This is a genomic window from Alcaligenes faecalis (assembly GCF_041521385.1).
Classification (GTDB): domain Bacteria; phylum Pseudomonadota; class Gammaproteobacteria; order Burkholderiales; family Burkholderiaceae_B; genus Alcaligenes; species Alcaligenes faecalis_E.
The window spans coordinates 316,837-328,944 of sequence record NZ_CP168006.1 but is presented as its reverse complement, the minus strand read 5'-3'; the positions used below and the strand labels follow the sequence as shown (position 1 = coordinate 328,944).

Sequence of the window (12,108 nt, the reverse complement as noted above, 5' to 3'; positions counted from 1 at the left end):
TATGACGCAGCAGTTTCAAAAGCTCCGCGCCCTGACGGGCATGAAAGACACCTTACCGGGTGAAAGCGCACAGTGGGAAGCCCTGGAGGCTCTGGTGCGGGACTGGTTGGCCAGCTATGGCTATCGCAATATGCGTACCCCGGTGCTGGAACATACCCAGTTGTTTGCCCGTGGTATTGGCGAGGTCACCGACATTGTCGAGAAGGAAATGTATTCCTTTACCGACTCGCTTAACGGCGACAAGCTCACCATGCGCCCCGAGTTTACGGCGGGCATGGTGCGCGCCACTATCGAACATAACCTCTTGTACGATCGCCCTCATCGTGTGTATGCGATGGGGCCGGTATTCCGTCACGAGCGCCCGCAGCGTGGCCGCTACCGTCAGTTCCACCAGATCGACGTGGAGGCCCTGGGTCTGCCCGGGCCGGACGTGGATGCCGAGCTGATCGTCATGCTGGCCCGTTTGTGGAAGAAGCTGGGTCTGACGGACATCCGTCTGGAGCTGAACTCCCTGGGCCAGGCAGAGGAGCGTGCAGCCCACCGTGCGGCTTTGATCGAGCACCTGGAGGCTCACAAGGACGTGCTGGACGAAGAAGCCCAGCGCCGTATGTATACCAACCCCTTGCGCGTGCTGGATACCAAAAATCCGGCCATGCAGGAAATGGCCAATGCGGCTCCACGCCTGTTCGACTTTCTGGGCGAAGCGTCTCGTGCTCACTTCCAGGGCGTGTGTGATCGTCTGGATGATGCCGGTATTGCCTACACGCTGAACCCGCGTCTGGTGCGTGGTCTGGACTACTACAACTTGACCGTGTTCGAGTGGGTAACCGATCGACTGGGCGCACAAGGCACCGTGTGCGGCGGTGGCCGTTACGATGGTCTGATTGAGTTGATGGGTGGCAAACCTTCGCCTGCCGTGGGGTTTGCCATTGGCATGGAGCGATTGCTGGACCTGTGCTCGCAAGATGGCGAGCAGCCAGCCATTCCTGAATGTCAGGTATATATGGTTCACCAAGGCGAGGCTGCCCAGCGCAAAGCCTCGTTGTTGGCCGAGCAATTACGTGATGCCGGTTTGCAGGTGATTGTCCACGCAGGCTCCAGTGGCTTCAAGTCCCAGTTCAAGCGGGCTGATGCCAGTGGCGCGCAGGTCGCCGTTATTTTGGGTGATGACGAACTCCAAAAAGAACAGGCCAGTGTGAAATGGTTGCGTGCTGCGGATGGCGCCGAGCAGCAACAGTCTGTTGATTTTTCTGAACTCGCCAGTGTTTTGTCAGCAAGGATTTGAGCATGGCCTACGATCTTGAAGAACAGGAAAAACTAGATGCCATGCGAGCATGGTGGGACCGCTGGGGCACCTTGTGCATCGTGCTGGCTTTTGCCGCTTTGGCAGCGGTAGCGGGCTGGCGTGGTTGGCAGTGGTATCAGGGTCATCAGGCAGGTCAGGCCATGGGCTACTTTGAGGCGCTGGAAAGTGCGGCGGCCCAGACTGGCGAAGAGGCCGATGCTCGTATTCTGGCTGCCAGCACGACATTGCGTAACGATTTTCCCAAGTCTGGCTACACCTCTCGTGGTGTCTTGCTGGCTGCCCAGGCTTTGCAGCAACGCGGCAATTTGACGCCAGCTCGTGAGCAACTGGAGTGGATGGTCAAAACCAACCATGACCCCGCGCTGACTCCGTTGGCAAATCTGCGTCTGGCTGGCATCTTGTTGGAACAAAAGAACTACGACCAAGCTCTGGCTCAGTTGACGAATCCTCCTGCCAGCTTTGCCGGTCTGTTTGCGGACCGTAAAGGCGATATTCTGGCCGCTCAAGGACAGAACGATGCCGCGCGTGACGCCTGGAAACAGGCCGTGGAGTTGCTCAAGCAAGACCCTATTTCGCAGTTGGTTCAGATCAAACTTGATGCCCTGGCAGGAGCTTAACGCATGTCTCTTTCTACTACTCGCCCATCCTCATCCTCTGCCATGCGTGTCTTGCGCCTGAGTGCTCTGGCCCTGAGTCTGACCGCTTTGGCTGGTTGCTCCATGTTCTCCAGCAAGGATCCACGTTTTGAGCCGGCTCCCTTGACCGAATACACCCCTGGTGTGGCCGCCAAGATCAGTTGGAGTACTTCTATTGGCAGCGGTGCAGATTCAGGCTTCGCGCCGCAAGTGGCCGGCTCGTCGGTCTACGCCGCGACGGTATCGGGTCAGGTCAACAAGGTGGACCTGGACACGGGCCGTGTGCAGTGGTCGACCAATGCCGGTAAGAAGTTGACGGCCGGTGCGGGCTCCGATGGCGTGGTGACAGCCGTGGCTTCGGTGGACGGCAATGTCATTGCATTTGACGACTCGGGCAAGGAGTTGTGGCGTAGCCGTAGCAGCAGCGCCGTGAATGTGCCTCCAGTTGTGGGTGCCGGTGTGGTTGTGGTGCGCACCAGCGACTACCGTCTGCAGGCTTTTGATGCCAGTACGGGGGATTTGCGTTGGAGCATCCAGCGTCCTGGTCCGGCGTTGTCCTTGAAAACCAGCATGCAAATGCGCATTATCGACGGCTTGTTGCTGGCAGGCATGCCCAATGGGCGCCTGATGGCGCTTGATGCGGCCCAGGGTAATCTGGTGTGGGAAGGCAGTATTTCTGTTTCTCGTGGTGCGACGGACCTGGAGCGCATTAATGACGTCGTGGGGGCTCCCCAGGTCGTCGATCCCCTGCTGTGCGGTGCAACCTACCAAGGTCGCGTTGCCTGCTTTGACGTCTCCCAAGGCGGGCGTCTGGTGTGGGATAGGGAATTTTCGGCCGGTACCGGTATCGCAGCGGACAACCATATGTTGTATGCCGCCAATAGCCGCAGTCAGATTGAGGCGTTTGCCATGACAGACGGGCAAACCATCTGGACGCAGAAGGCGTTGCGTAACCGTGCTCTGGCTCCTTTGGCCGTCCTGCCCCAGGCGCTTGCCGCCGGTGATATGGAAGGCTATGTTCACTTTCTATCGCGATTGGACGGCACCTTGTTGGGCCGGGTCAGTGTCGGCGGTGGTGCCATTGTGTCGCCCTTGATTGGAACCCCACGTGGGGTTCTGGTCCAGACCGGCAATGGTAATTTGGTCTTGGTTGGAATCAATTGAAAAGCGTTTCTTTTAAGCCCGTAGTGGCTTTGGTCGGTCGGGCCAACGTCGGCAAGTCTACTTTGTTCAACCGCCTGACGCGCTCACGCGCGGCTCTGGTGGCGAACTTTCCAGGTTTGACCCGCGACCGCCATTACGGCGAAGGCCGGGTTGGCAGCCGCCCCTATATCGTGGTTGATACGGGCGGTTTCGAGCCCGTGGCCAAAACCGGCATGTTGCTGGAGATGGCTCGCCAGACTCAGCAAGCGATTGCCGAAGCCGACGTGGTCGTCTTTCTGGTCGATGCCCGTGAAGGCGTCAATGCACTGGATCTGGAAATTGCGCAGTTGCTGCGCAAGCTGGGTCAGAAAGTGCTGCTGGCCGTCAACAAGGCCGAAGGCATGCGTTACGAGGCCGGTGGCGTGGAATTCCACGAACTGGGTCTGGGCCAGCCTTACCTGATCTCCGCCTCTCATGGTGACGGCGTAGAAGAGCTGATTAACTTGGCTTTGGAGCAGGTGCCGAACCCTGAGTCTGTCGATGATGGCCAGGACGACGAGGAATTTCAGCATCGTATCAAGCTGGCGATTGTGGGGCGTCCCAATGTGGGCAAGTCTACCCTGATCAATACCTTGGTAGGTGAGGATCGCGTGATTGCGTTTGACCAGCCCGGTACGACGCGTGATGCCATTGAAATCGAGTTCGAGCGCAACGGGGTGGAGTACACCCTGATCGACACGGCTGGTTTGCGCAAGCGCGGCAAGGTGTTTGAAGCGGTTGAGAAGTTCTCTGTTATCAAGACTTTGCAGGCAATCGAGGCTTGTAACGTAGTCTTGCTGATGATCGATGCTCACACGGAAATTTCCGACCAGGACGCCAGTATTGCTGGCTTCGTGGTGGAAACTGGTCGTGCCCTGGTTGTTGGCATCAACAAGTGGGATGGACTGGACGAGTACCAGCGAGAGTGGATCAAGCGTGAGTTCGATCGCAAATTGCGTTTCCTGAACTTTGCCAAGATGCACACCTTGTCGGCTCTGAAAGGGCAGGGGATCAATCCCTTGCTCAAGTCGATCAATGCGGCGCATGCCGCCGCCTTCTCCAAACTGTCGACTCCCAAACTCACCCGTGTCATGCAAGAAGCGGTGGAACAGCAACAACCGCCACGCAAGGGTATTTTCCGTCCCAAGTTGCGGTATGCTCACCAAGGTGGCATGAACCCACCGATTGTGGTCATTCACGGCAACGCCCTGGATGCCATTTCGGACAGCTACCGCCGTTATCTGGAGACGCGTTTTCGCGAGGCCTTCAAGCTGGAAGGCACGCCTTTGCGCATCGAGTTCAAGTCATCTAAAAACCCTTATCTGAAGGACGCGTAATGAGCCGTTTGTGGAGCGATCATGTAGCAGGGCTTTCTCCCTATGTGCCAGGTGAGCAGGTCAAGCTGGATAACCTCTTGAAGTTGAACACAAACGAACATCCTTTCGGTCCGTCGCCTAAGGCATTGGAAGCGATCCGTCAGGCGGCGACCGACGATTTGCGTCTTTACCCTTCCTATAGCGCGCAGGAGCTGCGTGATGCTGTGGCGCACAACCATGGCGTCAAAGCCAATAATGTCTTTTTGGGCAATGGCTCGGACGAAGTGCTGGCCCATGTGTTCAGTGCCTTGTTTTTGCGCGGCGTGCGTCCAGTTCTATTGCCCGATATTACTTATAGCTTCTACACCACTTACTGCTCGTATTTCGGTGTGCCTGCTGATATCGTGCCGCTGCGCGAGGACTTCACGCTGAATGTGCAGGACTACGTGCGCAAGCGCAGCCTGCCTCCGGCCGGTATTATTTTTGCCAACCCGAATGCGCCGACTGGCATTCCTTTGTCCTTGGTAGATATTGAAGCTATCTTGGCTGCTAATCCTGACACGACCGTGGTAGTGGACGAGGCTTACGTGGATTTTGGTGGCACGTCCTCGGTCAGCCTGCTGGATAAGTATGACAATCTGGTGGTCATCCAGACCATGTCCAAGTCGCGTGCCTTGGCCGGCTTGCGGGTGGGATACGCCTTGGCCAGTGCTGATATCATCCAGGCTCTGGAGCGTGTGAAAGACAGTTTCAACTCCTACCCCATGGATACGATCGCCCAGGTGGGTGCCGTCGCATCCCTGAAGGATACGGCGTATTTTGACCGTCAGTGTCAGGCAGTGATTGATGCACGTGAACAATTGCGTGCTGATCTGGAGACGTTGGGTTTCGAGATTTTGCCCTCGAAAGCGAACTTTTTGATGGCAACCCACCCTAAGCATTCGGCAGCGGGTATTCAGCAAGCCTTGCGTGAACAGGGGATTTTGGTTCGCCACTTCCGCCAGCCACGCATTGAGCAGTATTTACGTATTACGGTAGGATCGCCCGAGCAATGTGCCCGACTGTGCAACAGTTTGCGGCAGATTTTAGGGCAAGGCGCCTGATATACACTTATTAGATAAAAATCTCCAGTTTGGAACGTGCGAATTCAGGGAAAACCCGGTAAAGTAATGGGATTCGCTTCCATTTCTGGAAAAACAACATAACCGGAGCCTCACCAATGAGCAATAAAGGGCAAATTCTACAAGACCCGTTTTTGAACGCGCTGCGCAAGGAGCATATTCCTGTGTCGATCTACCTGGTCAACGGCATCAAGCTGCAAGGTCAGATCGAGTCCTTCGACCAGTATGTCGTACTGCTGCGCAATACCGTCACTCAAATGGTGTATAAGCACGCGATCTCTACCGTCGTTCCTGCACGCCCTGTTACTTTGGCTGCGGATGAGCAGGCTGAGTAAATCTTCACCCAGTTCTTTGTACTCTGAAAGACCCGTCTCGCGGTGCCCGCGGGCGGGTCTTTGTTTCTGGAGCAAGTGTTGAAGGCACTGGTCATTAGTGTGGACATGGGCGAGCTGGACTACAAGGCCCATGCCGAAGAGTTTGTCATGCTGGCTGAAGGCGCTGGCGCCCAGATTATGGAACTGATGGTCGTGCGTCGTTCCCGTCCAGACTCTGCCTACTATATCGGTACGGGCAAGCTGGAAGAGGCTGTCGCCCTGGTCAAAGCTACCGGCGCTGAAGTGGTGCTGTTTGACCATGCTTTGAGTCCGGCCCAGCAGCGTAACCTGGAGCGCAAGCTGGAGTTGCGAGTGGTAGACCGGGTCGCTCTGATTCTGGATATTTTTGCCCTGCGCGCTCAAAGCCATGAGGGTAAGTTGCAGGTCGAGCTGGCTCAATTGCAACACCTGACGTCTAGATTGACCCGGATGTGGACGCACTTGGAGCGTCAGAAGGGTGGTATCGGGATGCGGGGTCCGGGCGAGTCGCAGTTGGAAATGGACCGTCGGATGATTGGTGACAAAGTCCGTACCTTGCGCGAACGTCTGGCCAAGGTACAGCGCCAACGCAGCACCCAGCGTCGTGCCCGTTCTCGCAGCGGCACCTTGTCAGTGTCGCTGGTGGGCTATACCAACACGGGCAAATCCACCTTGTTCAATGCCTTGACCCGTGCGGAGGCCTACGCTGCCGATCAGTTGTTTGCGACCTTGGATACCACCACGCGTCGTATCTGGATCGAAGGGGCAGGGCAGGTCGTGATTTCGGATACGGTGGGTTTCATTCGTGAATTGCCACCGACCCTGATTGCCGCTTTCCGGGCCACGCTGGAAGAGACGGTCCATGCGGATTTATTGCTGCATGTGGTCGATGCGGCCAACCCTCAACGCGATGAGCAGATCGCTGAAGTTCATAAGGTTCTGGAGGACATCGGGGCCCATGAAATACCTCGCATTTTGGTTTACAACAAAATTGACCAAGCCGGCTATGAGCCAAGGGTAGAGCGGGATGAACATGGTACTATTGCCCGAGTCTTTGTTAGCGCTTTAGAGCGCATCGGATTGGATGGTTTGCGTACAGCAATCGTCGAATCAGGTCATTTCGCGGAAAACAATGCGTCTGAACAATAAAATATTCAATCTCAATGATCCCGGTTGGGGACGAGACAGTGGCAAAAACGGTTCCGAGCCACCTCGCCGCCCCGAGAAACAAGATGGCCCGCCTGACCTCGACGAGGTGTGGCGTGACTTCAATAGTCGCTTGGGATCTTTATTCGGTAAAAAGGGGCGTCGTTCCCCTCCTGGTGGCATGCCTCCGGGTAGTGGCAATGGCCCAACCATGCCTAAAGGCTCACCCAAGCTGCTGATTATCGGCGGTGTGGTGGCAGTAGGCTTGTGGATGGCCAGTGGCTTTACCATTGTGCAAGAAGGTCAGGTTGCTGTGGTGACGCGTTTTGGCGAGTACACCAAGACCTTGAATCCTGGTCTGCAATGGCGTTGGCCAGCCCCGATCGAGGATTATCAAACCGTCAATATTTCGCAGTTGCGTACTTTCGAGGTGGGCTACCGCGGAAGTGCGCGCAACAAGGTCTTGCCTGAGTCCCTGATGCTGACGACCGACGAGAATATCGTTGATATGCAGTACGTGGTTCAGTATCGCCTGTTGCCTACCGGTGCACCGGACTACTTGTTCAACACCAATAATCCGGACGAGTCGGTACGTCAGGCGGCAGAGACCGCCATGCGTGAGGTCGTGGGCAAACAGCCTATGGACACTGTTCTGTATTCTGGCCGTACACAGATTGCGTCGGATGTGCAGCAATTGGCTCAGTCCATTCTGGACCGTTACCGCACAGGTATTCAGATCAGCACGGTGGCGATCCAGAACGTGCAACCGCCCGAGCAGGTTCAGGCAGCCTTTGATGATGCCGTCAAGGCCGGTCAGGACCGCGAGCGTCAGATCAATGAAGGTCAGGCCTACGCCAACAAGGTATTGCCCGAAGCGGCAGGTCAAGTGGCTCGCATGATGCAGGAGTCCGAAGGTTATAAGGCTCGCGTCATTGGTGATGCCAAGGGTGATACCGCACGTTTTGGCAGCGTCGAGGCCGAGTATGTGAAGGCTCCTGGTGTCACGCGAGACCGTTTGTACCTGTCCACGATTCAGGAAATCCTGGAAAGCACCAGCAAGGTACTGGTTGATACCCGTAGCGATAACAACATGCTTTATCTGCCTTTGGACAAGATCGTGCGTCAGGTGGGTAGCCGTACCGATATGGAGCCGTCTGCCCCAGTCGTTTCTGCGTCGGTGCAAGGGCAGGTAAGCCGTTCACCCGCACCGGCTTCGGTACCCAAAGCGCCGGCACCTGCTAACTCAGCCGGCCTGGATACCTCGCTGGGCTCCCTGGTCAGCCCTTATTCCCCATACGCACGCTAGGAGAGCTTGATGCAACGTTTATTTCCTGCTCTGGTGGCCCTGGCGGTAATTGTCGGTCTGCTGCTGTCTTCCGTATTTATCGTGCGTGAGCGCGATGCGGCGCTGGTTTTCGCCCTGGGTGAAGTGCGCGATACCATCACGACGCCCGGTTTGCACTTCAAATTGCCGCCGCCATTTGAAAATGTGGTGTTTCTTGACAAGCGTCTGCAGACGATTGAAACCAAAGATCCCGAGCGTATTCAGACCGCTGAAAAGAAGAACCTGCTGATTGACTCTTACGTCAAATGGCGTATTTCCGATCCACGCCTGTTTTACGTGACCTTCGGCGCAACGGATCGGGGTGCGGTGGAGCGTTTGCAGGCTCAGATTCGTGACGCTTTGAATGCATCGGTGAACGTCCGTACCGTTAAAGAAGTGGTGTCTACCGAGCGTGATGCCATTATGCGCGAGGTGCTCACCGCGGTTGAAGCCCGTGCCCGTCCTTTGGGCGTAGAGGTGGTTGATGTGCGTTTGCGCCGCATTGACTTCGCCCCTGAGATTTCGGAGTCGGTGTACCGCCGTATGGAAGCCGAGCGTACGCAAGAAGCAAATCGTCTGCGTGCCACCGGTGCCGCTGAAAGCGAGCGTATCCGTGCCGAGGCCGAACGTCAGCGTGAAGAGTTGCTGGCAGATGCTTACGCTCAAGCCCAGGCCATCCGTGGTCAGGGTGATGGGGAAGCCGCGGCTATTTACTCTGATAGTTATGGCAAGAACCCTGAGTTCTACCGTTTCTACCGCAGCCTGGAAGCTTATCGCAGTGCTTTCAGCAAACAGACCGATACGCTGGTCATCAGTCCTGACTCTGATTTCTTCAAGTATTGGGGCGAGCAAGGGTCATCTGCAGCACCTGCGAACTGATCCCCGCTAGAGAACTTAGGGCCGTTGGGTGTTCCACCCACGGCCCTGATCGTTTATACTAGCGTGTAAGTTACTCACACCACTTCGCATGCGACTTAGGCGGCTTACAGGCCCCAAGTCGCTTTTTGTTTGGCTGGAACTTTCGTTTATAAGTAGTCCGAGGCACGAGTATGTCCAATTGGTTGTTGCCAGAGAGCCTGGCTGATATCTTGCCTGCAGAGGCGCGCCGCATCGAAGAACTGCGCCGCGATTTGCTAGACTTGTATCGTACTTACGGGTTTGAACTGGTCGCTCCACCCTTGGTGGAGTATCTGGAATCCTTGCAGGCGGTGTCTGGTACAGACCTGAATCTGCGGACCAGCAAAGTCGTCGATCAAATCTCGGGTCGTACCATGGGCGTACGCGCCGACATGACCCCCCAGGTAGCACGTATTGACGCTCACTTGCTTAACCGCGAAGGCGTGACTCGGCTTTGCTACTGTGGTTCGGTCTTGCATGCTCGTCCGGCAGGTTTGCTGTCGGATCGTGAGCTGCTGCAGATCGGCGCGGAAATCTTCGGTCATGCCGGTATTGAGTCCGATCTGGAAGTGGTGCAGTTGGCGCTGGAGAGCGTGGGTCGGGCAGGGGTGCGTCACCCTCGTTTGGACTTGAACTACCCTGATCTGGGGCGTTTCCTGATCGAGCGCGATCCTGTTTTGAAAACCCGTGTGGCAGAAGTGTGTGAACTTCTGAACGCCAAAGATGTGTCGGGCCTGCGCGCCTTGGGTCGTGAATCGGGCTGTTTGCCTGAAACCACCCGTTATCTGCTGGCTTTGACGTCGCTATATGGCGATGGCAGCGTGTTGGAACGCGCCCGTAATGTTCTGCCCGACGAGCCCGAAGTACGTGAGGCTTTGGGCAGTCTGCGCAGCTTTATTGATGCCTTGCCCGGCCATGAGATTACGGTAGACCTGGCCGATATCGGCAGTGGTTATGCCTACCATTCGGGACTGATCTTTTCGGTTTATGCGGAGGGTTGGCACGATGCCTTGGTCAAGGGTGGACGCTTTGATGGTATTGGCCGCATGTATGGCCGTGCTCGCCCTGCAACCGGCTTCAGCCTGGATTTACGCAAGCTGTCAGCGGGCTTGGCGCCTGCTCGGGCTGCCCGTGCGGTACGCGCTCCCTGGGGCAATGAGGTTGCTCTGATTGCTGCGGTCAAGCAGTTGCGTCAAAACGGTGAAATTGTGATTCAGATGCTGCCCGGTCAGGAGCTGAATCTGGATGAATTCGTGATCGACCGCGAGCTGGTCTCGTCGGACGGTCAGTGGCAAGTTAGGGCGCTATAAGCCAGACGGTTTGTGGCGTTGGTGATTGTTATCGGTCCGGCACCGTGCCGGCCTCCTTTATTCTGATACTAGACATGAGCAAAAACCTTGTGGTGATTGGCACCCAGTGGGGTGACGAAGGCAAAGGCAAGATCGTCGACTGGCTGGCCGAGTCCGCGCATGGCGTGGTTCGTTTCCAGGGTGGGCATAACGCTGGCCATACATTATGGATTAATGGCAAAAAGACCATTTTGCGCCTGATTCCTTCGGGCATCATGCACGAGCACGTCACTTGCTATATTGGCAATGGCGTGGTGCTCTCGCCTGAGGCCCTGTTGACCGAAATTGCCGAACTGGAGGCTGCTGGTCTGGACGTGCGTTCGCGCCTGCAGATCTCGCCTGCCTGCCCGCTGATTTTGCCCTACCACATTGCTGTGGATCAGGCTCGTGAAAAACGTAAAGGCGACGGCAAGATCGGTACGACTGGTCGCGGTATTGGCCCAGCCTACGAAGATAAGGTGGCACGCCGTGCCCTGCGCGTTCAGGACTTGTACGACCCCGCAATCTTCGACGAAAAATTGTCTGAGGCGTTGGATTACCACAACTTCGTGCTGACCCAGTATTTGGGCGCCGAAGCCGTCTCCGCCGAGCAGGTTCGTGATCTGGCCATGAAGCACGCAGAACAGCTTGCACCTATGGTGGCCGATGTGTCCAACAATCTGTATCAAGCCAAGAAAGCAGGGCAGAAGCTCTTGTTTGAAGGTGCACAAGGCGCACTGTTGGATATTGATCACGGCACATACCCTTTTGTTACCAGCAGCAACTGCTTGTCCGGTGCGGCTTCTGCGGGTTCCGGTGTCGGCCCTCAGGAACTGAGCTACGTGCTGGGTATTGCCAAGTCCTACACCACACGTGTGGGTTCGGGTCCATTCCCAACCGAATTGCTGGATGACACCGGCATGCGTCTGGCGACCGTGGGCAAGGAGTTCGGTTCCGTAACGGGCCGTCCACGTCGTTGTGGCTGGTTTGATGCTGCCGCCATGAAGCGTTCGGTCATGATCAACGGTATTTCCGGTTTGTGCATTACCAAGCTGGACGTGCTGGACGGCGTTGAGCAGATCAAGATTGGTGTCGGTTATCGCTACAAAGGCGAGTTTCTGGACGTCTTGCCCTACGGCGCGCACGCGGTTGCCGAAGCTGAGCCTGTCCTGGAAGAAATGCCCGGCTGGACCGAGTCCACTGTGGGCGTGACCGACTACGATAAGTTGCCCATCAACGCTCGTCGTTATCTGGAGCGCATTGCTGAGTTGTGCGATGTGCCTATCGACATGGTTTCCACCGGGCCAGATCGCAACGAAACCATCGTATTGCGTGATCCGTTTACCAAATAAGCAATTTCTCGCGGTATAATGCCTTGCACCGTTGTACGGTGCGTACAGAGCGGCCTGAAGGGCCGCTTTGTCGTTCTGGACGCTGCGTTGGCCTACCAGACTCTTGTTTTGCAGGTACCCAAGCGCAGCTAGTGCATTTATATCTGGA

The 12,108-nt window shown here is 56.4% G+C and carries 11 protein-coding genes; all 11 read left to right on the top strand.

Features of this window, described 5'->3' with window-relative positions; all coding sequences use genetic code 11:
• Window position 1: 1 nt before the first annotated feature.
• Complete coding sequence (gene hisS / locus ACDI13_RS01550; protein WP_316988230.1) at window positions 2–1,285, top strand: histidine--tRNA ligase; 1,284 nt, start codon at window positions 2–4, stop codon at window positions 1,283–1,285.
• A 2-nt stretch (window positions 1,286–1,287) separates the two neighbouring features.
• Window positions 1,288–1,923, top strand: a complete 636-nt coding sequence (locus ACDI13_RS01545; RefSeq protein WP_316988231.1) for a tetratricopeptide repeat protein — start codon at window positions 1,288–1,290, stop codon at window positions 1,921–1,923.
• Between the two features lie 3 nt (window positions 1,924–1,926).
• Complete coding sequence (gene bamB / locus ACDI13_RS01540; protein WP_372372632.1) at window positions 1,927–3,105, top strand: outer membrane protein assembly factor BamB; 1,179 nt, start codon at window positions 1,927–1,929, stop codon at window positions 3,103–3,105.
• A complete protein-coding gene (gene der, locus ACDI13_RS01535; protein WP_316988232.1) occupies window positions 3,102–4,460 on the top strand; it encodes a ribosome biogenesis GTPase Der in 1,359 nt (452 codons plus the stop codon). The genes bamB and der overlap by 4 nt, the downstream gene beginning before the upstream one ends.
• Window positions 4,460–5,542, top strand: a complete 1,083-nt coding sequence (hisC, locus tag ACDI13_RS01530) for a histidinol-phosphate transaminase (RefSeq protein ID WP_316988233.1) — start codon at window positions 4,460–4,462, stop codon at window positions 5,540–5,542. Before der ends, hisC begins: the two co-directional genes overlap by 1 nt.
• A gap of 116 nt (window positions 5,543–5,658) precedes the next feature.
• A complete protein-coding gene (gene hfq, locus ACDI13_RS01525; protein WP_003799329.1) occupies window positions 5,659–5,895 on the top strand; it encodes an RNA chaperone Hfq in 237 nt (78 codons plus the stop codon).
• Window positions 5,896–5,973: 78 nt separating this feature from the next.
• The gene (gene hflX / locus ACDI13_RS01520; RefSeq protein WP_316988240.1) at window positions 5,974–7,062 is read left to right on the top strand and encodes a GTPase HflX; all 1,089 of its coding nucleotides are present in this window, start codon (window positions 5,974–5,976) and stop codon (window positions 7,060–7,062) included.
• Window positions 7,046–8,365, top strand: coding sequence for an FtsH protease activity modulator HflK (gene hflK / locus ACDI13_RS01515; protein WP_316988234.1), 1,320 nt, complete (start codon window positions 7,046–7,048; stop codon window positions 8,363–8,365). The genes hflX and hflK overlap by 17 nt, the downstream gene beginning before the upstream one ends.
• A gap of 9 nt (window positions 8,366–8,374) precedes the next feature.
• The gene (gene hflC, locus ACDI13_RS01510) at window positions 8,375–9,262 is read left to right on the top strand and encodes a protease modulator HflC (RefSeq protein WP_316988235.1); all 888 of its coding nucleotides are present in this window, start codon (window positions 8,375–8,377) and stop codon (window positions 9,260–9,262) included.
• 170 nt (window positions 9,263–9,432) lie between these two features.
• A complete protein-coding gene (locus ACDI13_RS01505; protein WP_316988236.1) occupies window positions 9,433–10,590 on the top strand; it encodes an ATP phosphoribosyltransferase regulatory subunit in 1,158 nt (385 codons plus the stop codon).
• A gap of 74 nt (window positions 10,591–10,664) precedes the next feature.
• Window positions 10,665–11,960, top strand: a complete 1,296-nt coding sequence (locus tag ACDI13_RS01500; protein ID WP_316988237.1) for an adenylosuccinate synthase — start codon at window positions 10,665–10,667, stop codon at window positions 11,958–11,960.
• Window positions 11,961–12,108: the final 148 nt, after the last annotated feature.

What these genes read in the sequence shown, in the direction of transcription:
- hisS (WP_316988230.1), top strand. Translation starts at nt 2, where the DNA reads ATGACGCAGCAGTTTCAAAAGCTCCGCGCCCTGACGGGCATGAAAGAC.
- ACDI13_RS01545 (WP_316988231.1), top strand. Translation starts at nt 1,288, where the DNA reads ATGGCCTACGATCTTGAAGAACAGGAAAAACTAGATGCCATGCGAGCA.
- bamB (WP_372372632.1), top strand. Translation starts at nt 1,927, where the DNA reads ATGTCTCTTTCTACTACTCGCCCATCCTCATCCTCTGCCATGCGTGTC.
- hisC (WP_316988233.1), top strand. Translation starts at nt 4,460, where the DNA reads ATGAGCCGTTTGTGGAGCGATCATGTAGCAGGGCTTTCTCCCTATGTG.
- hfq (WP_003799329.1), top strand. Translation starts at nt 5,659, where the DNA reads ATGAGCAATAAAGGGCAAATTCTACAAGACCCGTTTTTGAACGCGCTG.
- hflK (WP_316988234.1), top strand. Translation starts at nt 7,046, where the DNA reads ATGCGTCTGAACAATAAAATATTCAATCTCAATGATCCCGGTTGGGGA.
- hflC (WP_316988235.1), top strand. Translation starts at nt 8,375, where the DNA reads ATGCAACGTTTATTTCCTGCTCTGGTGGCCCTGGCGGTAATTGTCGGT.
- ACDI13_RS01505 (WP_316988236.1), top strand. Translation starts at nt 9,433, where the DNA reads ATGTCCAATTGGTTGTTGCCAGAGAGCCTGGCTGATATCTTGCCTGCA.
- ACDI13_RS01500 (WP_316988237.1), top strand. Translation starts at nt 10,665, where the DNA reads ATGAGCAAAAACCTTGTGGTGATTGGCACCCAGTGGGGTGACGAAGGC.